15 protein-coding genes are annotated in these 20,564 nt (G+C 74.1%); 6 read left to right on the forward strand and 9 right to left on the reverse strand.

The window, feature by feature from the left end; translation table 11 throughout:
* Window positions 1–2: 2 nt before the first annotated feature.
* The 3 genes from ACZ6TI_RS15100 to ACZ6TI_RS15110 all read left to right on the forward strand — a co-directional run bounded on the left by ACZ6TI_RS15100 (window position 3) and on the right by ACZ6TI_RS15110 (window position 3,153).
* Window positions 3–1,238 (forward strand): DUF1501 domain-containing protein, encoded by a 1,236-nt coding sequence (locus tag ACZ6TI_RS15100; protein ID WP_465345621.1) that lies wholly within the window; start codon window positions 3–5, stop codon window positions 1,236–1,238.
* A 50-nt stretch (window positions 1,239–1,288) separates the two neighbouring features.
* Complete coding sequence (locus ACZ6TI_RS15105) at window positions 1,289–2,059, forward strand: dioxygenase family protein (RefSeq protein WP_465345622.1); 771 nt, start codon at window positions 1,289–1,291, stop codon at window positions 2,057–2,059.
* A gap of 83 nt (window positions 2,060–2,142) precedes the next feature.
* Window positions 2,143–3,153, forward strand: a complete 1,011-nt coding sequence (locus ACZ6TI_RS15110; RefSeq protein ID WP_465345623.1) for a TerC family protein — start codon at window positions 2,143–2,145, stop codon at window positions 3,151–3,153.
* Window positions 3,154–3,218: 65 nt separating this feature from the next.
* Here the strand turns inward: ACZ6TI_RS15110 and ACZ6TI_RS15115 are convergent, their stop codons facing one another.
* The 7 genes from ACZ6TI_RS15115 to ACZ6TI_RS15145 all read right to left on the reverse strand — a co-directional run bounded on the left by ACZ6TI_RS15115 (window position 3,219) and on the right by ACZ6TI_RS15145 (window position 13,351).
* A complete protein-coding gene (locus ACZ6TI_RS15115; protein ID WP_465345624.1) occupies window positions 3,219–3,458 on the reverse strand; it encodes a hypothetical protein in 240 nt (79 codons plus the stop codon).
* A 206-nt stretch (window positions 3,459–3,664) separates the two neighbouring features.
* Window positions 3,665–5,575, reverse strand: coding sequence for a M4 family metallopeptidase (locus ACZ6TI_RS15120; RefSeq protein ID WP_465345625.1), 1,911 nt, complete (start codon window positions 5,573–5,575; stop codon window positions 3,665–3,667).
* Window positions 5,576–5,642: 67 nt separating this feature from the next.
* Window positions 5,643–8,387 (reverse strand): helix-turn-helix transcriptional regulator, encoded by a 2,745-nt coding sequence (locus ACZ6TI_RS15125; RefSeq protein ID WP_465345626.1) that lies wholly within the window; start codon window positions 8,385–8,387, stop codon window positions 5,643–5,645.
* A gap of 97 nt (window positions 8,388–8,484) precedes the next feature.
* The gene (locus tag ACZ6TI_RS15130) at window positions 8,485–8,901 is read right to left on the reverse strand and encodes a hypothetical protein (RefSeq protein ID WP_465345627.1); all 417 of its coding nucleotides are present in this window, start codon (window positions 8,899–8,901) and stop codon (window positions 8,485–8,487) included.
* Between the two features lie 137 nt (window positions 8,902–9,038).
* Window positions 9,039–10,115 (reverse strand): class I SAM-dependent methyltransferase, encoded by a 1,077-nt coding sequence (locus ACZ6TI_RS15135; protein ID WP_465345628.1) that lies wholly within the window; start codon window positions 10,113–10,115, stop codon window positions 9,039–9,041.
* A 55-nt stretch (window positions 10,116–10,170) separates the two neighbouring features.
* Complete coding sequence (locus tag ACZ6TI_RS15140) at window positions 10,171–12,945, reverse strand: AfsR/SARP family transcriptional regulator (protein ID WP_465345629.1); 2,775 nt, start codon at window positions 12,943–12,945, stop codon at window positions 10,171–10,173.
* A 40-nt stretch (window positions 12,946–12,985) separates the two neighbouring features.
* Window positions 12,986–13,351 carry a hypothetical protein gene (locus ACZ6TI_RS15145; RefSeq protein ID WP_465345630.1) on the reverse strand — a complete coding sequence of 122 codons (366 nt, stop codon included), beginning with the start codon at window positions 13,349–13,351 and terminating at the stop codon, window positions 12,986–12,988.
* A gap of 139 nt (window positions 13,352–13,490) precedes the next feature.
* Between ACZ6TI_RS15145 and ACZ6TI_RS15150 the strand changes: the two genes are divergently transcribed.
* Complete coding sequence (locus tag ACZ6TI_RS15150) at window positions 13,491–15,473, forward strand: sensor histidine kinase (RefSeq protein ID WP_465345631.1); 1,983 nt, start codon at window positions 13,491–13,493, stop codon at window positions 15,471–15,473.
* On the forward strand, window positions 15,464–16,120 hold the full coding sequence (locus ACZ6TI_RS15155) for a response regulator transcription factor (RefSeq protein ID WP_465345632.1): 657 nt from the start codon (window positions 15,464–15,466) through the stop codon (window positions 16,118–16,120). Before ACZ6TI_RS15150 ends, ACZ6TI_RS15155 begins: the two co-directional genes overlap by 10 nt.
* Window positions 16,121–16,141: 21 nt before the next feature.
* Here the strand turns inward: ACZ6TI_RS15155 and ACZ6TI_RS15160 are convergent, their stop codons facing one another.
* The gene (locus tag ACZ6TI_RS15160) at window positions 16,142–17,134 is read right to left on the reverse strand and encodes a LacI family DNA-binding transcriptional regulator (protein WP_465345633.1); all 993 of its coding nucleotides are present in this window, start codon (window positions 17,132–17,134) and stop codon (window positions 16,142–16,144) included.
* 94 nt (window positions 17,135–17,228) lie between these two features.
* Between ACZ6TI_RS15160 and ACZ6TI_RS15165 the strand changes: the two genes are divergently transcribed.
* Entirely contained in the window at window positions 17,229–19,655 is a 2,427-nt protein-coding gene (locus ACZ6TI_RS15165) for a beta-glucosidase (protein WP_465345634.1), read from the forward strand.
* Here the strand turns inward: ACZ6TI_RS15165 and ACZ6TI_RS15170 are convergent.
* On the reverse strand, window positions 19,630–20,514 hold the full coding sequence (locus ACZ6TI_RS15170; protein WP_465345635.1) for a LysR family transcriptional regulator: 885 nt from the start codon (window positions 20,512–20,514) through the stop codon (window positions 19,630–19,632). The genes ACZ6TI_RS15165 and ACZ6TI_RS15170 overlap by 26 nt on opposite strands.
* Between the last annotated feature and the right edge of the window lie 50 nt (window positions 20,515–20,564).

Below are 20,564 nucleotides of genomic sequence, written 5' to 3' on the forward strand. Positions count from 1 at the left end.
GCATGGACACCCTGACCCGGCGACGGTTCCTCACCGCCAGCGGCGTGGTGGCCGGCGGCGCGCTCGCGCTCGGCGGCACGGCCTACGGGCTGCGCGACATCCTGGACTTCCGCGACGAGTCGCGCCCGTCCGGCGCCAAGACCCTGGTGCTGGTCACCCTCTACGGCGGCAACGACGGCCTCAACACCGTCATCCCGTACGCCGACCCGGCCTACGCCCAGAACCGGCCCGGACTCACCTACGACCCCGGCCAGGTGCTCGAGCTGGACGACGCATTCGGACTGAACCCGGGACTCGAGGGCCTGCACGGGCTTTACGGCCAGGACCGGCTGGCGATCGTCCGTGGCGTCGGCTACCCCAAGCCGGACCGCAGCCACTTCCGCTCGATGGACATCTGGCAGACCGGGCAGCCGGACCGCCCGGGCACCACCGGCTGGCTCGGCCGCTGGCTGGACGCGGCCGGCGGCGACCCGCGGCTGGCGGTGTCCTTCGAGCCGGTGCTGCCGCCGCTGCTGGCCGGCGCGACCAGCGCGGGCGCGACCGTGCCCGGCGGCGCCCTGAAGCTGCCCAAGGCGATCACCCCGCAGGTACTGAAGGCGCTGGCCGGCACCGAGCAGGGCGAGACCGCCGCGCAGGCCCGGGCGGCGGCCTGCTTCGCCGACCTGATCCGGGTGCAGGACCTGATGGCCGACGTGGACGCGGCCGATCACGAGGAAGGCGCGGACGAGGCGCAGGGCACGGCCACCGGCGGCGCGGCTCCCCCACTGGACACTCAGCTCGCGCTGGTCACCAGGTGCATCGAGGCGGGCGCGGCGACCCGGGTCTACTCGGTCTCGCTGGGCGGCTTCGACCTGCACGCCGACGAGAAGAGCGCGCAGGAGGCGCTGCTCGCCAAGTTGGACGAACCGCTGGCGGCGTTCGCCGAACGGATGAAGGATCGGGACGTGGTGATCGCGGTGTATTCCGAGTTCGGCCGCCGGGTGAAGGCGAACGCCTCGGACGGCACCGACCACGGCACCGCCTCCTCGATGTTCCTGCTCGGCCGGGGCGTCAACGGCGGCATGTTCGGCGACCCGCCCAGCCTCACCGACCTGGACGACGGCGACCTCGCGCACACCGTGGACTTCCGCGACGTCTACGGCACGCTGCTCGGCGAGGTGCTGGGCGCCGATCCCGAGCGGATCCTCGGCGGGTGGCGGGGCCGGGTCGCGGATTTAGTTGACGGGACAACTAATTAGGCGTACGTTGGGTCTTGTTTGTTGAAGTCTCAACCGCCGGAGGCCCTCCCATGAGCCGCATGCCCGCCCTCTTCCTCAGCCATGGCGCTCCGCCGCTGGTGGACAACGCGCAGTGGGTGGCGCAGCTGAAGGACCTCGCCGCCGAGCTGCCCAGGCCGAAGGCGATCCTGATGGCCTCGGCGCACTGGGAGTCGGCGCCGATGATGCTCGGCGCCACCGAGACGGTGCCGCTGGTCTACGACTTCGGCGGCTTCCCCCAGCATTACTACGAGGTGAAATACCCGGCGCCCGGCGCGCCCGAGCTGGCCCTGACGATCGAGAAGCTGATGCCGGACGGCGAGCGGGTGACCCGCACCGACCGGGGCCTCGACCACGGCGCCTACGTGCCGCTGACCGTGATGTACCCGGACGCCGACATCCCGGTGCTGCAGATGTCGCTGCCCACCCTCGAGCCCGACCGGCTGCTCGAGATCGGCCGCCGGCTCGCCCCGCTGCGGGACGAGGACGTGCTGGTGGTCGGCTCCGGCTTCACCACCCACGGGCTGCCGTTCCTGCGCGACTGGCGAGAGGACGCGCCCGCCCCCGGCTGGTCCCGGGAGTTCGACGCCTGGGCCGCCGAGGCGCTGGCCCGAGGCGCGGTCGACGAGCTCGCCGACTTCCGCGACCGCGCGCCCGGCATGCCCTATGCGCACCCGACCATCGAGCATTTCGCGCCGATGTTCCTCACCCTCGGCGCGGGCGAGGACCCCGAGCGGGCGCCCGAGCAGCCGATCGACGGGTTCTGGATGGGGCTGGCGAAGCGGTCGTTCCTCGTTTCGTGATTTCTCAGCAGACGTTCAGGCAGCTCAGGGACCCTGTTAAGGAAGCTCGCGCCAAATCCTGACGCCTGGAAGGTCTCTCACCCATGCCCCTGGAGGTCTCCGCGCTCGGCTGGACGCTGACCATCGCGGTCATCGTCGCCCTGCTCGCCCTCGACCTGACCCTCGGCGTGCTCCGGCCGCACGCCGTCGGCTTCCGCGAAGCGGCGGCCTGGTCAATCTTCTACATCGCCGTCGCGGTCGCGTTCGGTGTGGTCTTCGCCTCGATCGCCGGCTGGAACTTCGGCACCGAGTACTTCGCCGGCTACATCGTCGAGAAGAGCCTGTCGGTCGACAACCTCTTCGTCTTCGTGATCATCATGACCACCTTCGCGGTGCCGGAGAAATACCAGCAGGAGGTGCTCACCTTCGGCATCATCATCGCGCTGGTGCTGCGGGTCATCTTCATCGCGCTGGGCGCGACCCTGCTGTCGCTGTTCTCGTTCATGTTCCTGATCTTCGGCCTGCTGCTGATCTGGACCGCCGTGCAGCTCTTCCGGCATCGCGACGAGGATCCCGACGTCGACGACAACGCGCTGGTCAAGGCCGGCCGCAAGCTGCTGCCGGTGACCGACGACTACGTCGACGGCAAGATGATCACCCGGGTGGACGGCAAGCGGATGGTCACGCCGCTGTTCATCGTGCTGATCGCGATCGGCAGCTCCGACCTGCTGTTCGCGCTCGACTCGATCCCGGCGGTGTTCGGCGTGACCGAGGAGGCGTACATCGTCTTCGTCGCCAACGCCTTCGCCCTGCTCGGGCTTCGCGCGCTGTTCTTCCTGGTGAAGGGCCTGCTCGACCGCCTGGTCTATCTCTCCACCGGGCTGTCGATCATCCTCGCCTTCATCGGCGTCAAGCTGGTGCTGCACTGGTTGCACGAGGACGTCTGGCACGATGCGCCGCAGATCAGCACCCCGGTCTCGCTGGCCGTCATCCTCGGCGTGCTGGCGATCACCACGATCGCGAGCCTGGTCAAGGTCCGGACGAATCCGACACTCACCGCGCACGCCGGCAGCATCCGGGGGCGGTCGCGCGACGAGAAGCCGGCGGACCGCTAGAAACGAGAACCGCCCCGGCAACGGCGCCGGGGCGGTTCTTCATCTTCGCTGTTCATCGCGGGTGCTCAGGCGGCGCGGTGTCCGCCGATGCCGGACGCGAAACGCTGCCGCTCGTAGTCCTGCTGCTGCAGGATCTGCCGGATGAGGACGGTCTCCTCGGGGCTGTGCCGGCCGATCAGCTCGTCGAGCTCGGCCCGCTCCGCCGGGGTCTGGAACGCCGCCAGCTCCTGGCCCAGCTGCCGGATCTCCCGGCGCTCGACCAGCCGGTGCGCGACCGCGGTGCGGATCCTCTTGACGAAAGCCATTTCTACTCCCCTGTGCGCTTACGCTCTGTCATGGCGAAAGCGTCGTTGCTTCCGTGTTCCATGCTCCGCACCGAGGGCTAAAACTACAAATCAACCAGGTAAAACTCTGACGAGGAAAGTGACTCGCGCCACCGGAAATCTGTAGCGCGAGTCACTCTCCGTGGACTATTGGCTGGTCATTGCCACCCTGTTAGTCCGATCACGATCTAGACCGTCAGCGTCCAGGTGTTGATGTACCCGGTGTCCACCCGGTACACGTCCCTGACCTGCAGCTTCCACGCGCCGTCGGCGGCCTCGCCGGACAGGTTCGCGGTGTAGGTGGTGTTGACATTGTCGGTGCCGTCGGAGCTGCTGCTGTTCTTCAGCCGGAAGGACGTGCCGTCCGGGGCGATCAGGTCGACCACCAGGTCACCGCGGTACGTGTGCACGATGTTCACCGCCGCCGTCGAGGTCGACGAGGCGCTGCGCCCGCAGCCGCTGATCGTGATCGTGCTGGTCACCGCGGACCCGGCGTCCGGGATGGACACGTCGGTCCCGTTGGTGCCGGTGCAGCCGGTCGGCTCCGGGTCGGGGCCGCCACCGCAGGTCGGGTCGCCGCTCTGGGCGGGCACGCTGATCGCGTCCCAGGCCGCCTTGACCGTGTTGAACTCGGTGCAGCCGCTCGGGTAGAGGTTCTTCGCCGCGTTCAACGAGGCGGTGCGGATGTTCGCGTACCGCCAGCTGGAGGTCTTGGACTGCAGGGCGTTGTAGTAGATCTCGCCGGCCTTGCGGATCGAGATGCCGGTGACCGAGGAGCCGTTGCAGGTCAGGCTGGACGGCTGGCCGTTGGTCGGGCTGGAGCCCTCGGCGACCAGGTAGAACCAGTGGTTCAGCGGGCCGGCCGCGGCGTGCACCTCGGTGCTCGGGATGCCGGTCGACCAGCAGTTCGGGTCGCCCGCCAGGGACGGCTGGTACATGTAGCGGATCGGGCCGTCACCGACCAGGTCCACCTCCTCGCCGACCTGGTAGTCCGGCGGGTCCAGCGGGTTGTTCGTGTACGCCTCGGTGAGCGCCCCGAAGATGTCCCCGGTGGACTCGTTGATGCCGCCGTTCTCGTTGCCGCTGCCCGCGCCGCCCGGGGTGTTCTGGAAGATCGCGTGGCCCATCTCGTGCGCCACCACGTCGATCGGCGTGGCCTGCCGGTTGTTGGCCTGGTTGTGGCCGAAGTTCGTGTACGAGCCGTTCCAGTAGGCGTTGACGTCGTTCAGGCCGACCCGCACCGGCGGCGTGTTGCCGTTGCCGGTGATCCCGTTGCGGCCGAACCAGTCGCGCACCATGTCGGCCTCGCGCTGCACGCCGTAGAGCGCGTCCACGCAGGCGGTCTCCAGGTTGGTGCCCGCCCCGGTGCCCCACGCGTCGTCCGTGCCGGTGTACGCGGACCCGTTCTGCCCGCCGCACTTGAGCCCCGGCCGGGTGGTGTCGGTCATCGAGAACGACGAGCCGGACCCGGACGTGGTGATCGAGACGCTGCCGTAGTAGTACCCGTTGCCGCTGCCCTCGCGGACCAGGTCCACGCTGTCCACGACCTTGCCGGTCACCGCGTCCACGAAGATGTGCTGGTTGCTCGGCCGGTTCGCGGCCGTGCGCCCGGTGACGGTGACCTCGTGCACGAGCTTCGGCGTGCCCCAGGCGAGCACCTTGAGCGTGGCGCCCGACGCGGTTTCCACGCTGGCCAGTTGCGCCTTGGCGGTGGCCACGGCCTGCGCCGCGGTGACCTTGGCGGTGGTGCCGACGGTGATCGCCGCGGACTGCGCGACCGCGGTGTCCTTGACCTTGCCCGCCGCGTCGGTGGTGACGACCACGTCGCCGCCGACCACCGGCAGGCCCTGGTAGGTGCGGGCGTAGGTCACGTACTGCAGGCCGCGGGTGCCCGGCACGACGCCGGTCCGCTGCAGGGTGTCGCCGGCGCCGCGGAACAGCTCGGCGCTCGTGGCGGCGTTGTCGATGAGCTGGTCGGCCGCGGTGGCGGCCCGGCTCGCGGGCGCGGGAACGGGGTCGGGGGCCGCTTGTGCCGCGGCCGGCGCCAGGGTCAGGGAGGCGCCGGTGGCCAGGGCCAGGAACAGATGTGGTCGTCGCACGCTCGTACTCCTTTGCTCCACCCGGTAGGGCAGGCTGCTTGGGCAGAACGCTAGGCATCGACGAGCGTCACCGAATCAGGGAAACCCCTTGCAGGCGGGAGGCCAGTTGGGTGCGCGAGCGCACGCCCAGCCGGCGGTAGACCCGGGTCAGCGTCGCCTCCACGGTCTTCACGCTGAGATAGAGCTGGGCGGCGATCTCGCGGTTGCTGGCGCCGTCGCGCACCAGCGCGGCGATCCGAGCCTCGGTGGAGGTCAGCCCGAATCCGGCGGCCGGCGGCGCGGCGCCGGCCTCGGTGCCGGCCAGCGCGCGCTCGGTCTGCTCGGTCCACGGGCGGGCCTCGGCGGCCAGGAAGATGGCCAGCGCCGCGCCGATCGCCACCCGGGCCGCCGCGTAGCGCCGGCGGCGACGCTCGGCGCCGCCCTGCACCAGCAGCGAGTGGGCCTGCTCGATCGGCTGGTGCAGCTGCTCGAAGTGCAGCGCGGCGGCGGCCGAGAGGATCACCGCGGTGTCCGCCTGGCCGTTCTCCGACAGCACCACCGCGGAGGCCCGGTCCAGATAGCCGACCATGCCGGGCGACGAGCCCAGCCGGTGCGCCGCGTCCCGGGCGGCGGAGAGCGTGGCGGCGGCCTCGGCGTGCTCGCCCAGCGCCGCCAGGCCGCCGGCCAGGTCACCGCGCCAGCGCACGATCATCGGGTCCGCGGTGCCGTAGGACGCCTCCAGGTCGCGCAGCCGGCGCAGCGCCGCCACGCCCGCGCGGGTGTCGCCCGAGCGCAGCCCGGCCTGGCCCAGGGCGTGCAGGTTGCGGCGCAGATAGATGCTGTCGCCCTCCTGCTCGGAGGCGCGGACGCCGCGGCGGGCGTACCCGGCGGCCGCGGCCAGGCTGCCACCGGCGAGCTCGGCCACCGCGGCGGTGTACCAGGTCGGGCCGGGGCTGAGCCCGGCCCGCTGCGCGGCGTCCACCGCCCGGTGCGCATAGCGCAGCGCGTCCCGGCACCGGCCCGCGCGGGTGGCCACTTCGGACAGACTGCGCAGCACCTCGACCAGCGCCTCGCCGGTGCGGTCCTGCTCGGCCACGGCGAGCAGCCGCAGCAGCTCGTCGCGGGACTCGTCGAGCCGGTCGTCGACCATCGCGAACCGGGCCGCCATGTAGCGCGGGCCCAGGTGCAGCCAGCCCGGCACCTGGTCGGCGGGCAGCGCGAGCGCCGCGCCCAGCGTGCGGGTCCACTGCCCGTCGCCGCGCATCCGCTGCACCTGCGCCAGCGCGCTGAGCGCCATCGCCTCGGTGGTCGGATCGCCGGCCAGCCGGGCGTCGTGCATCGTGCGCTCGGCCTCCGCCGCGGCCGCGTCCGGATCGCCGGCCACGAACGCCGCCCAGGTGCGCCGCAGCCGCACCGGCGCCCGCAGCGCCGGGTCGTCGCCCGCCTCGACCAGCGCCGCCGCGAACATCTCCCCCATCTCGGCGAGCGCCTGCCCGGCCAGGTCGATCAGCACCACCCGGGCCCGCACCCGGTGCCCGGCGGGCGCGCCGGAACTGGCCAGCACCGCCTCGGCGGCCTGCCCGGCCAGCGCCGGGGCGCCCCCGGCGGCGGCCGCGCGGGCGGCGTCGAGCAGCCAGTCCAGCCGGTCCGCCGCCAGGTCCGCCGGGCACCGCGCGGCGGCCAGCAGATAGAGCTCGGCGGCGGTCAGCCCGGCCTGCGCCGAGGCCGCCCGCGCCGCGGCCGCCGCCAGCGACCGGGCCACCCCGGCGTCCGGCAGCCCGCTGCGCAACGCCCGGTGCCGCAGCGCGCCGATCGGCTCGACCGCGGCCGCCGCCAGGGCGTCGTGGATCCGGGCGCGGGTGGCCGCGTCGGTGTCGTCGGCGAGCACCGCGCCCAGCGCCGGCGGCGTGAAGCGGAGCACGTCTCCCTCGCGGGCCACCAGCCCGGCGGCCTCGGCCAGCCGCACCTCGCGGGCGGCGTCCTCGCGCCCGGCCCGGATGAGCAGGCCGACGGCGGGTTCGGCGGCGAGCGCGGCGACGGTCAGGGTGATCGCGACCCCCTCGGGCAGCGCGCCGACCCGGTCGCGCAGCAGCGCCCGGGCCGGTTCCGGCAGCTTCGCCGGTCGCCAGGCCGGGCCGGCCGGCGTCTCCGCGCCCAGGGCGAGGGCCAGGAACGGGTTGCCGCCGCTCGCCTCGTGCAGCCGGCTCGCGGTGCGGCAGGGCAGGCCGCGGGCCTCCAGCAGGTCGGTGAGGTCGTCCGCGTCCAGCGGCGGCACCTCGGCCTCGAGCACCGGCGACGGACACAGCCGGGCGGCGCGGCGCAGGCCCGCCGGGTCCGGGCGGCGCTGGGCGGCGATCACCCGGATCCGCGGCCCAGGGCGGCGGCGCATGGCGAAGGCGATCAGCTCGGCCGACTCCGGATCGAGCCACTGCGCATCGTCCAGGACGAGCAGCACCCGCCGGCTCCGCGCGCAGTGGGCGAGCAGCAGCGGGAGGACCAGGCGGCGGGCCAGGGCGGGACTGCCGGCGCGCGGCGGAAGGCCCTGGCGCAGGGCGGTCAGGGCCGCGCGCTGGGCGGGTGGCAGGGCGACCGTGGCGTCCGCCGGGATCTGGGTGAGCAGGTCGGCGATTCCCGCGTACGGCAGCGCGCGCTCGCCACGCTCGGGGCGCAGCCGCAGGACCAGCTCGCCGGCCGCGCTCGCGTCGTCGGCCACCGCGTGGAGAAGCGCGCTCTTGCCGATGCCGGGCGGCCCGTGCAGTGCCACGCCCCCGCCCTGGGCGAGCCGGCTCTCGATCGTGGCGCGCAGATCGGCGCGGCCGAAGAGCGTGTCCACGTCCCCCGGCACCCCCTCAGCTGCGCGACCAGCCTAGGGACGCCGGGGGAAAGCATCAATAGTTATGCATGTGACCTATTTCTAGATCACATTGTTTCTAGATCACATTGCGCAGCGAGGACCAGCGGTCCGCGAGCTGCCGCCGCCGGCAGGCCACCAGGTGGCTGGCCAGGATCGACGGGGCGCCGCCGCGCACGCACACGTCGGCGCCGGCGGTGAGCACTTCGGCCACTGATTCGGCGGGCGCGTCCGGGTCCACCAGCGCGACCACGGAGACCCGGCGGGGCAGGACCCCGCGAGCCCGTTGCACGTCACGCTCGGTGGCGCCGGCCAGCAGCACGATCTCGTCGGGCCGCACGTCGTCGAGGTCCTCCGCGGCCCGCAGCCGCCAGCCTCCGGGCAGGTGCGCGGCCAGGCCGGCGACCCGTCCGACGCGCCCGAGCACCGCCACCACCGGACTCGAAGTCTTGGTGTAGGCCGAGTTCACCGGCAGGTCATGTGTGGTGGCAAGCATTTCGGGTCCCCCTCGATCGGCTGTCTGTCCCCTACCTTTCGCCATCCGCCTGTAGCGGCCGTGTGCGCTGCCTGTGTGTTGGTTGTAAGGCCGTCCGGCAGTCGCCCCCGCCCTGGTGGGGCGGGGACGCAGCGTGATCAGCCGGCCGGTTTGGTGGCCGAGATCACCAGGTTGTGACCGGTGTCGGCGGACACCCGGGCGTTCTCGAAACCGGCCGCCCGCAGCAGCTCGATGCGCTTCGCCGGGCCGCCGCAGGTGCCCAGGCCGAACGCGCCGGGCTGGCTCAGCGAGGTGGGCGTGCAGAGCGCGGTCGACGCGACGTAGTCCAGCCGCACGATCGGGTTGCCGATGCCGTCCTCGATCCGGTCGGTGGAGTACGGCTCCACGGCGACCAGGATGCCGCCCGGGGTCAGCCGGTCGAACGCCGCGCGCAGCGACGCGGCCGGGTCGCCCAGGTCGTGCAGGGCGTCGAAGTAGCAGACCACGTCGAACGTCCCCTCGCCCAGATCGGCGGCGTCGGCCACCTGGAACGTCACGCCGGCCGGGGCGTCGTCCTCGACCGCCTTGGCGCGGGCGACGGCGATCGACGGGGCGTGGTCGTCGAACCCGGCCACCGTGCTGTTCGGCCAGGTGCGGGCGACCAGGCGGGTGGCGAAGCCGTGGCCACAGCCGATGTCGGCCACCCGGGCGCCCCGCTCGAGCCGCTCGACCAGGCCGGGCACCGCGGGGAACCAGGTCTGGGCGAGCTGGTTCACGTACGCGGTCCGGAAGAACCGCTCGATGCCGTGGAAGACGCCGGCCGGCATGTCCGCGTAGGCGATCCCGCCGTCCGTCCGGAACGCGTTCTCCAGCAGCCCGAGCGCGCTGAAGTAGCCCGCGATGATCTCGCCGCCGCCGACGATGTACACGGGCGAGTCCACCACGGACAGCGCCAGCGCGTGCTCGATGGGCAGTTCGAAGGTGTCGCCGTCGACCGTCACATAGCCGGAGACCGCCTGCGCGCCCAGCCATTCGGCGACCAGCCGCGGGTGCAGTCCGGTGGTGGCGGCGAGCTTCGCCGCGGTGACCGGGCCGGCGCCGGTCATCGCCCGGTAGAGGCCGAGCCGGTCGCCGATCACGGTCATGGCGGTGCTCGCCGCGCCGGCGATGTCGGTGATGAGCTGTCCGACGAAGGCCTCGGCCCTCGCCTCGTCGATGTGCATCTCGTTCGTCATGCGCCAACCGTGCCGGGGAGCTCTTGCCGGGCCCTTGCCCACGCCTTGCCGAGGCTCAACCGCGGCGCTCGTGATGTTCCCGCAGCCTGGCCAGAGCGAAGGCGATCACGGTGGCGGTGTCTCCGCCGCCGGGCGGTGGCGTGCCCGGGATGCGCAGCCGGGCCTGCCGCTCGACGTCCGCGCCCATCACGGCCGGCGCCAGCGGTTCGGCGTCGGCCGCCGCCATGATCGCCGCGCCGGCCCGCGGGTCGCCGACGTCCGCGAGCAGCTCGGCGGCCAGCCGCAGCGAGGTCCACACCTGGGCGGTCATGCCCGCCGCCCGCACCCGATCGAGCACGTCGTGGCAGGCAGCGGCCGCGTCGGCGGTCCGGCCCAGCCGGATCAGCACCGCGGCCCGGGCGACCCGGGCCAGATTCCCGATGTACGCCTGCCGCAACCCGTCGCTGACCCGGGTGGACGTCTCGAAGAAGGCCAGCGCCGCCGCCGGATCGGTGTCCGCGGCCAACTCCCCCCGGGTGTAGGGGACGAAGCCGTCCAGGTTGCCCGCGGTCAGCATCGCCTCGTGCTCGTCCAGCCACCGCCGGGCGCCCGCCCGATCGCCGGTGTAGAGGTCCATCAGCGCCGCGCAGCACACCCCGAGCGCGGCGGCCCACGGCGGGCACAGCGGATCGGCGGCCAGCCGCCGGGCGTCCGCCTGCACCTCGGCCACCCGCCCCTCGAACATCTCGTTGGAGATCCGGTAGGTCAGCGCCGACCAGGCCAGCCGATGGCCGTCGCCGAACACGCCGAGCGCGGCGGTGAGCAACCGGTCCGCCTCGGCGAAGTGACTCCGCAGCCACTCGGCGGCACCCGCCGCGAGGGCGAGCAGCGCCTCCCGCTCGGACTCCACCCGGGCCGGGGCGAGCCGGCACAGCTGCTCGGTGGTGCCGGGGTCGGGCGCGTCGGCGCAGAGCACGACGAGCAGCGCGGCGAGCCGGGCGTGCTCGTCCGGTCGCCCGGCGCGGCCCAGCCAGTCCAGCGCCTCCTGCAGGTTGGCCAGCTCACGGCGGAACCCGGGCACCGTGCCGGGCGAGCGCCGGGACTGCGCGGCAACCAGGTCGGTGGCGTGCGCCAGCATCCAGGCGGCGTGCGCGGCGCGGGCCTGCTCCTCGTGCTGCGGTCCGAGATGCGCCAGCCCGACGTGCCGCACCGTCTCGAGCAGCCGGTAGCGCGGCGGTTCCGCGTGCAGGTCGCCGGTCACCAGGGACGCGTCGACCAGCTCGGCGAGCAGCGGCTCGCTGCCGGGCGCGAGCCGGGCCAGCCCGTCCAGGCCGAAGCCGCCGCGGCACACCGAGAGCCGGTCGAGCAGCGCCTGCGCGGCCGGGTCCAGCAGCCGATAGGACCACTCGACGGTGGCCCGGACCGCGTTCGACCGGTCGCCGCCGCGGGCCGGGTCGAGCACGGTCAGCCCGGCGCCGAGCCGGTCCCGCAGCTGGGCCAGCCCGAACACCGCCTCGCGCCGGGCGGCCAGCTCGACCGCCAGCGGCAGGCCGTCGACCAGGTCGCAGATCTCGGCGGCCAGCTCGCGGCTGCGCGGGGTGTCGGCGAAGTCGGCGCGCAGCAGCCCGGCCCGGTCGCAGAACAGGTCCACCCGGTCGGACTCGGGCAGCGGGCCGATCCGCAGCACCCGCTCGCCGGCCACCCGCAGAGGCTGCCGCGAGGTGGCCAGCACCCGCACCCCCGGGCAGCGGTCCAGCACCGCCTCGGTCAGCTCGCGCACCGCGTCGAGCAGGTGCTCGCAGTTGTCCAGCACGAGCACCGCGGGCTGGGCGCCGAGATGCTCGGCCAGCGCCTCCACCCCGCCGCGGGGCGCGGACCGCAACCCCAGGACACCGGCCACCGCGGTCGCCACGTCCGCCGGGACGGCGACCTCGGCCAGCTCGACCACCAGCTCGCCGCCGGTCAGGGACTCGGTCAGCAGCCGGGTCTTGCCGACGCCGCCGGGCCCGACCAGGGTGGTGACCCGCCCGGCGGCCGGCGCGCCGCGGACCGCGGCCAGCTCGGTGGCCCGGCCGAAGAAGTTGTCGGCGCGGCGCCGGGCCGCCGGCGCCGGGCGCGACCGCAGCGACGGGTCCTCGCTGAGGATGCGCCGCTGGAGCTTGTCCAGGGCGGGCGACGGGTCCACGCCGTGCCCGTCGGCGATCCGCTCGCGAAATCGGCGGGCGGCGGCCAGCGCCTCGGCGGTGCGCCCGGTGTGGTGCAGGGCCCGCATCAGCAGCAGGCAGGGGCGTTCGCGCAGCGGCTCGGCGGCGGCCAGCTCCTCGACCTCGGGCAGCGCCGCGGCGGCCTGGCCCGCTTCCAGCCGGCGGTCCAGGAACTCCTCGCGCAGGTGCCGGCGCAGCTCGTTGAGCCGGGCCAGGTCGGGGGCGAAGGCCATCCGGTCGGCCACGTCGGACAGCGAGTCGCCGCGCCACAGCGCCACCGCGTCGGCGAGCGTGGCGGCGGCGTCCTGCGGCCGCTGACCGCGGGCCGCGGCGGCCAGCCGCTCGGCCCGGGTCACGTCGATCCGGTCCGGCGGCAGGTCGAGGCGGTACCCGCCGGGCTCCCGGACGATCACCTCGGCGCCGGTGTGCCGCCGCAGCCGGGACACGTAGCTGTGCAGGTTGCCGACCGCGTTGCCGGGCGGGTCGTCGCCCCAGAGCGCGTCGATCAGGTCGCCGACCGGCACCACCCGGCCGGCCGCGAGGGCCAGCCGGGCCAGCACGATCCGCTGCGGCGCACCGGAAAGGGCTGCCGGGGCGCCGCCGAGCCGCAGCTCAACGGGCCCCAGCAGCCCCACCTCGACACGCACGCGCCCATTCTGATCGGTGGGCGGGCGCGGACGCCATCGGTTACGCGGCCACCGCGACCGGCTTACGCAGGGCGGGCGCGATCAGGGCGACCGAGATCAGCGTGACCACGACCCCGACCCCGGCCGCCGCCGTCGCGGCGCCGGGCACCCCATCCGCGACGAAGGCCGGCAACGCGGTCACCGCGGAGAGCAGCCGGGTCACCACGATCGCGGTGAGCGCGCCGCGGCTGCCCCTCCGCCAGGCCGGCACCAGGGCGACGGCGGTGATCAACCCGAGCCCGGCGCAGATCAGCGCGATCACCATCGGCGGGTGCTCGCCGTCGCTCAGCAGCGGCGTGGCGAGGTCACCGACGGCGAGCAGCGCGGCGATGATCAGGCCGGTGCGGAAGGTCTTGGCAGTGTGCATCGTGTTCTCCTCGAACGGTGCGGTTTCGACGGCCTGAAGTCTTCGGCCCGGCACCCGTCCGGGGCATCGTGGCTGTCGCGGGTGCTTTCTCCGTGCTGGCACGTACCCGTTCCGGCGGTTCTCGCCCTACGGTGAGTCCATGCAGGTCAGAAAGCTCCTCGCGTACGTTCTGGCGGGTTATGCGGCGCTGCTGGCCGCGGCCGGGTGGACGTGGGTGACGATCGGCGCGGACGGCGGCTCCGCGGTCTACATGGCGGTGGCCACGCTGCTCGGCGCGACATCGGTGGCGGTAGGACTGCTGGTCGCGACGAGGCGGCCGGAGAACGTGGTCGGCGCGCTGCTGGTCTGGGTCGGCGTGATGCCGATCGAGATCGGGTCGAGTGACCTCCACGCGGCGGCCTACGAGGCCCGGCCCGACCTGGTGCCGGTGTCGCCGTGGCTGATCAACCTGCAGGTCGGCTCGTGGATGTTCCTGTACGTCGCCCCCGCCCTGCTCGCCCTGGTGTTCCCGGACGGCCGGCTGCCCGCCGGGCGGCGCTGGCGCTGGGTGGCCGGTGGGCTGATCGGCGTGCCGGTGCTGTTCGTGCTGCTGATCGGACTCGACCCGGCGCCCTACCGGGAGCCGTTCGCGGACCTGCCGCACGTGCTGACCGCCGGCGCCGCCACCCCGGTGCTGCTCGGCGTGGGATACGCCCTGCTCCCGGTCTTCCTCGGCCTGCTGATCGCGACCGCGGCGTCGATGGTGGTGCGGCACCGGCGCGAGTCCGATCCGACCCGCCGCGCGCAGGTCAAGTGGTTCGCCCTCGGCGCCCTGTTCGTGCCCGCCACCCTGCTGCTCTGCTGGTTCAGCTACCTGGTGCTGGACGACCCCGACCTGGTGCTCATCGGGCTGGCCGCGACCTATCTGGCGATCCCGGTGGCGACGGCGATCGCGGTGCTGCGGCACGACCTCTACGACGTGGACCGGGCGTTCAGCGCGGCCGTCACCTATGGCATCGTCACCACCGTCCTGCTCGGCTTCTACACGGTCGCCACCGGGCTGGCCGGGGTGGCGCTCGGGCGGGGGTCGGTGGTCGCCGCGGCCACCGCGACCGCGATCTGCGCCGCCGCGCTCGCCCCGCTGCGGGTCCGGCTGCAGCGCTGGGTGGACCGCCGGTTCTACCCGCAGCGGCAGGCCGCGCTGTCGGCGATCGAGGACCTCCGAGCCCGCACGCACGCCGGCACCGCCCGGCCCGAGCAGCTCGAGGAGACGCTGCGCGCGGCGCTGCGCGATCCCGGGCTGCGGCTCGGTTACCGGGTGCCGGGCCGGGAGGCGCTGGTGGACAGCGCCGGCGCGGGCCTGGCACTGCCGGATGCCACGCCGGTGCGGCTGGGCGGCGCCGAGATCGGGGCGCTGACCGGGCGGGGCAGCCGCGAGCTGATGCGCGAGGTGGCGACCGCGGCGGCGCTGCTGGTCGAAGTGGTGCGCGTGCGGATCGAGCTGGCCGGCGCCCTGCATGAAGTCGAGTCCAGCCGCGCCCGTCTGCTCACCGTCTCCTACCAGGAGCGCCGCCGCCTCGAACGCGATCTGCACGACGGCGCCCAGCAGCGGCTGGTGGCCCTGGGCATGCGGCTCCGGCTGGGCCAGCGCCACCTGCACGACGGCACGGTCGACCTGGGCGCTCTGCTGGACGGCGCGGTGGACGAACTGGGCGCCGCGGTCGCCGAGCTGCGGCAGATCGCGCACGGCCTGCGCCCGAGCAGCCTGGACGACGGCCTGGTGAACGCGTTGACCATGCTCTGCGGGCGGACGCCGGTGCCGATCACCCTGGATGTCCCGCCGGCGCTGCACCGGGACGGGCTGCCGGACGTGGTCGCCACCACGGCCTACTACGTGGCCAGCGAGGCGGTGGTGAACGCGGTCCGGCACGCCCGCGCCGACGCGATCGACCTGCGGCTGTCCCGCGACGACACGGCGCTCACCGTGCGGGTGCGGGACAACGGGCCGGGCGGCGCGGTGCTGCGGCCGGGCGCCGGCCTGGCCGGGCTGGCCGACCGGGTGGCCGCGGCGGGCGGCGGGTTGCGCCTGATCAGCGCCATCGGCGCGGGCACCACGGTGGAGGCGGTGCTGCCGTGCGGATAGTCATCGGCGAGGACTCGGCGCTGTTCCGCGAGGGGCTGGCCAGCCTGCTCGCCGACGCCGGCCACGAGATCGTGGCCAAGGCCGCCGACGCGCCGGCGCTGGTCCGGGCCGTCGACGAGGCCGGGCCGGACCTGGCCATCGTCGACATCCGGATGCCGCCGGACCACACCGATGACGGCGCCCGCGCCGCCCGGACGATCCGCGGCACCCACCCGCGGCTGGGCATCGTGCTGCTGTCCCAGCACGTGGAGACCCGGCACTCGGTGGAGCTGGTGGCCGGCGGCCGGTTCGGCTACCTGCTCAAGGACCGGGTGTTCGACGTGGACGACTTCCTGGACTCGCTGCGCCGGGTGGCGGCCGGCGGGTCGGCGCTGGATCCCGAGGTGGTGTCCCGGCTGCTCGGCGCCCGCCGGGCCGACGATCCCCTCGACACGCTGACCGCCCGGGAACGCGAGGTGCTGGCCGCGATGGCCGAGGGCCGCACCAACGTCGGCATCGCCCGCCGGCTCTGGCTCACCGACCGCACGGTGGAGACGCACATCGGCTCGATCATGGCCAAGCTCGGGCTGCCCGCCGACGACGAAACCCATCGGCGGGTGCAGGCCGTGCTGCTCTACCTGGGCCGCTCGACCTCGACCTCAGGTTGACCCTCAAGCTCAACTGGAGGGTTAGACCGAGGCGCGGCCGACCACGCGGACCACGTCCAGCGGCGGGCCGCCCGGCACCGACCGACCCATGATCGCCTCCAGCACCGTGCCGGCCAGGTGCGCGGCGACCGCGGCCTGGTCGGTGGTCACCGTCGTCAGCGGCGGATCGGCCAGCTGGGCGGCCGGGATGTCGTCGACCCCGATCACCGCCAGGTCGTCCGGCGCGCGCAGGCCGAGCCGGCGCACCCCGGCCAGCACGGCGAGCGCGACGACGTCGTTGTAGGCGCAGACCGCGGTCACCCCGGCCGACCGCCAGGCGGACACCGCGGCGGCGGCCAGGGCCGGGTCGAGCGGCACGGTCAGCACCTGCGGGGCGGGCAGCGACAGGGCGCGCAGGCCGGCGCGGGCGCCTTCGAGGCGGGGGTCGGCGAAGAACCGGAGGCGTTCGTCGTCCGGGTAGGCGTACCCCAGGGATCGGTGTCCGAGGCCGGCCAGGTGCGCGGCCTGCAGCCGGCCGACCAGCTGCTGGGCCGGGTCGAGCCGGGCCGAGCGGTGGCCGCCGGCCAGCGGCACCACCGGCGCCACCCCGGCGGCGCGCATCGCGATCAGCTCCGCCTCGGTCAGGTCCGCGAAGTCGCCGAAGGCCAGCACGGCGGCCGGGGTCAGCGCCTTCCACAGGTCCGAGATCGGGCGGTCGTCGCGGCTCGCCGGGTGCACCACGAAGGTCAGGCCGCGGCGGGCGAACGCGCTGGACAGGTGACTGAGCAGGGCGCCGACCTCGTCGCCGATCGGCCAGTCGGGCAGCAGGCAGAGCACCACGTCGGAGCGGCCGGTGCGCAGGGTGCGGGCGGCCGCGGAGGGCGCGTAGCCCAGGGCGGCGGCGGCAGAAAGGACACGTCCCCGCGTACCGGCAGAAATGGTCTGACGGGGTGTGTCGTTGAGCACGTAACTGACCGTGGCCCGGGACACCCCGGCCATTTTGGCCACGTCGGCGCTCGTCACCCGCCGGCTCATGCACGCCCCTCCCCGCAGGGCTTGCTCCCGGCCCGCCCCGCGTTTACGTTCGGACATGCGGCAACTTACACGTTTAACCGGCTTGGAGGCCACCTTGTCCGAGCACGACGCGCTGATCAAGTCTCTCGACCTGCCCACCAAGGTCGCCCTGCTCACCGGCGCGACGATGTTCACGCTGGCCCCCGAGCCCGGCATCGGCCTGCGCGAGATGCGCCTGTCGGACGGCCCGACCGGGGTGCGCGGGCTGAAGTTCCACGGTGGCCGGGTGGTGTCCCTGCTGCCCAACGCCACCCTGCTGTCCTCGGCGTGGAGCGCCGACACCGCCCATGAGGTGGGCCGGCTGCTCGCCGAGGAGGCCCAGGCCCAGCGGATCCACGTGGTCCTCGGCCCGACCATCAACCTGCACCGCACCCCGCTCGGCGGCCGGCTGTTCGAGGCCTATTCCGAGGATCCGCTGCTCACCGGCAAGATCGCGGCGGCCTACGTGCGCGGCATGCAGGACCAGGGGGTGGCCGCCTGCCTCAAGCACCTGGTGGCCAACGAGTCGGAGACCGACCGCAACACGGTGGACAGCATCGTCGACGAGGCCACCTTGCGCGAGCTTTATCTGCTGCCGTTCGAGATCGCCATCGCCGAGGCCGACGCGTGGACGCTGATGGCCGCGTACAACGACGTCAACGGGCAGGCCGCGACCGAGCAGCAGCACGTGAACAACGAGATCGTGAAGGGCGAGTGGGGTTACCGCGGGCTGCTGATGTCCGACTGGTTCGCGACCAAGACCGCGGCCCCGGCGGCGAACGGCGGCCTCGACCTGGTGATGCCCGGCCCGCACGGTCCGTGGGGCGAGGCGCTGGTGGCGGCCGTCCGGGACGGTTCGGTCGACGAGGCCGTGATCGACGACCACCTGGCCCGGCTGTTGCTGCTGGCCCAGCGCACCGGGGTGCTCGGCGAGGAGCGCGCCTACGGCACCTATCCGGAGCCGGCCGAGCGGCGCGAGCAGCTCACCCGGCTGGCCGCGCGGGGCATGACGGTGCTGCAGAACGAGAACGGGGCGCTGCCGCTGGCCGAGGGCGGCACGGTCGCGCTGATCGGCCGGCACGCGCTCGAAACGGTGTGCATGGGCGGTGGCTCGGCCAAGGTGCGGGCGCCCTATCAGGTGAGCGTGGCCGAGGGGCTGACCGAGCGGCTCGGCGACCGGGTCACCGTGGTGGACGGGGTCGAGGTGCGGACCCGGCCGGTGCCGGCCCGCGGCGGCTTCCTCACCGACCCGGACACCGGCGCGGCGGGCATCGCGGTCGCGCTCTTCGGCGCCGACGGCGCCGAGCTCGACACCCGGCACGAGGACGATGCGACCAGCATGGTCGGGGTGGACGACGAGTTGCCGGCCCAGGTGGCGACCGTCCGGCTGCGCGGCCGGATCACCGCCGGCGGGCCGGTCGAGCTGGGCGGCATGGGCGTCGGCGACTGGGTGGTCCAGGTCGGCGACCACACCCTGCGGTACGCGCTGAGCGTCTCCGGCGCCAACATGGGCGAGGAGATCCTGGCGCCGCCGACCCACACCGACATCCTCGAGGTGTCCGAGGGCGCCGTCATCGACGCCACGGTCACGTTGCGGGCCGGCAGCGGCCCGGCCGGCGAGCTGTTCACCGGCATCGGCCTGTTCGGCCTGATCGCCCGCGCGGCCTCCCGCGAGACCGTGGACGTGATCGACGACGCGGTGCGCGCCGCGGCCGCCGCCGACGTGGCGGTCGTGGTCGTCGGCCTCACCGAGGAGCAGGAGACCGAGTCCGTCGACAAGGCCACCCTGCACCTGCCCGGCGCCCAGGACGCGCTGGTCGAGGCGGTGGCCGGCGCGGCCGCCAAGACGGTCGTGGTGGTCAACGCGGCGACCCCGGTGATCATGCCGTGGCTGGCCCGGGTGGACGCGGTGATCTGGGCCGGGCTGCCCGGCCAGGAGGGCGGGCACGCGGTGGCGGCCGCGCTGCTCGGCGACATCGAGCCGGCCGGCCGGCTGGTCACCTCGTTCCCCACCGAGGACGGCAAGACGCCGGCCTGGTCGGTGAGCCCGAGCGAGGGCCGGCTGCGCTACGACGAGGGCACGTTCATCGGCTATCGCGGGCACTTCGCCGGCCGCGCGCCCGATCCGCAGTTCTGGCTGGGCCACGGCCTGGGCTACGCGACCTGGGAGTACACCGACGCCCGGCTGGTCACCACCGACCACTCCCCCGGCGTGGTGGTCACCGTGCGGAACACCGGCGAGCGGCCCAGCCGCGAGGTCGTGCAGGTCTACTTCCGCCCGTCCGAGCTGGACGAGCCGATCCGCCTGGCCGGATGGGCCGGCGTCACGGTCGCCCCGGGCGAGTCGGCCCGCGTGGTGGTCGAGACCGACGCCCGCATGTGGCGCCGCTGGGACACCGAGGCCGGCGCCTGGGCGCAGCTGGGGGCCGGCGGGGAGCTGCTGGTGGCCCGCGGCCTGGGCGACATCCGCGCCACCCTCACGCTGCGGAAGACGGTGGCTTGAGATAGGCCCGCAGGATCCTGCGGGCCGCGGTGACCAGGGGGCGGCGGTCGCCGGTTCTGGTCGCCATCGCGACGTGGCTGGGCTCGACGCCGGTCAGCGGGATGGTGACCAGGCGGGGGCGGCCGCCCGGTTGCCGGCCGACATCCGGGATGATCGCCACCGCCTCGCCGGCCGCGATCACCTCGAACTTGTCCTCGATCGCCTCGACCACCGGGCCGCCCGGCGCCGGGCGGCCGTCCGGCCGGGGATCGACGCGCCAGAACGCGTTCCAGGCCGAGTCCTGCGCGAGCCGGGGCAGCGGCTCGTCGGCGATGTCGTCGATGTCGACCGACTCCTTGCCGGCCAGGCGGTGGTCGTCGCGCACCAGCAGCATCCGCCGCTCGTCGTAGAGCACGATCACGTCCAGGTCGTCGGTGGCGAACGGCAGCCGGCCGACCACCACGTCGACCCGGCGGTCGAGCAGGGCGGTGCGCGGCTCGTCGTACGGGACGTGCAGGGTGTGCACCTCGGCGTCCGGGTGCAGCCGGCGCAGCTCGCGGACCGCGTCGGTGACCAGCACGTTGGTGTAGCCGACGGTGATCCGGCTGGGCTCGGCGGCGGCCCGGGCGGTGGCCACGGCCCGGTCGGCGTCACGCAGCAGCGCGGCGGCCAGCGGCCGGAACGCCTCGCCCGCCTCGGTCAGATCCGTGCCGCGCGGGGTGCGGTCCAGCAACCGAGCGCCGACCTGATGCTCGAGGGCCCGGATCTGCCGGCTCAGCGACGGCTGGGTGATGTGCAGGGCCGCCGCCGCGCGGCCGAAGTGCCGATGCTCGGCGACCGCCACGAAGTACCGCACCAGCCGCAGATCAAGGTCGCTCACACGGCAAACATACTGCGGTGATGCCCGAAACGTATTGCGCGGTGCGGAAC

Source organism: Actinoplanes sp. NPDC051388 (genome assembly GCF_055586225.1).

Coding starts and splice junctions, on each gene's coding strand:
- ACZ6TI_RS15100 (WP_465345621.1), top strand. CDS start 3: ATGGACACCCTGACCCGGCGACGGTTCCTCACCGCCAGCGGCGTGGTG.
- ACZ6TI_RS15105 (WP_465345622.1), top strand. CDS start 1,289: ATGAGCCGCATGCCCGCCCTCTTCCTCAGCCATGGCGCTCCGCCGCTG.
- ACZ6TI_RS15110 (WP_465345623.1), top strand. CDS start 2,143: ATGCCCCTGGAGGTCTCCGCGCTCGGCTGGACGCTGACCATCGCGGTC.
- ACZ6TI_RS15145 (WP_465345630.1), bottom strand. CDS start 13,351: ATGCACACTGCCAAGACCTTCCGCACCGGCCTGATCATCGCCGCGCTG.
- ACZ6TI_RS15160 (WP_465345633.1), bottom strand. CDS start 17,134: ATGAGCCGGCGGGTGACGAGCGCCGACGTGGCCAAAATGGCCGGGGTG.
- ACZ6TI_RS15150 (WP_465345631.1), top strand. CDS start 13,491: ATGCAGGTCAGAAAGCTCCTCGCGTACGTTCTGGCGGGTTATGCGGCG.
- ACZ6TI_RS15130 (WP_465345627.1), bottom strand. CDS start 8,901: ATGCTTGCCACCACACATGACCTGCCGGTGAACTCGGCCTACACCAAG.
- ACZ6TI_RS15135 (WP_465345628.1), bottom strand. CDS start 10,115: ATGACGAACGAGATGCACATCGACGAGGCGAGGGCCGAGGCCTTCGTC.
- ACZ6TI_RS15115 (WP_465345624.1), bottom strand. CDS start 3,458: ATGGCTTTCGTCAAGAGGATCCGCACCGCGGTCGCGCACCGGCTGGTC.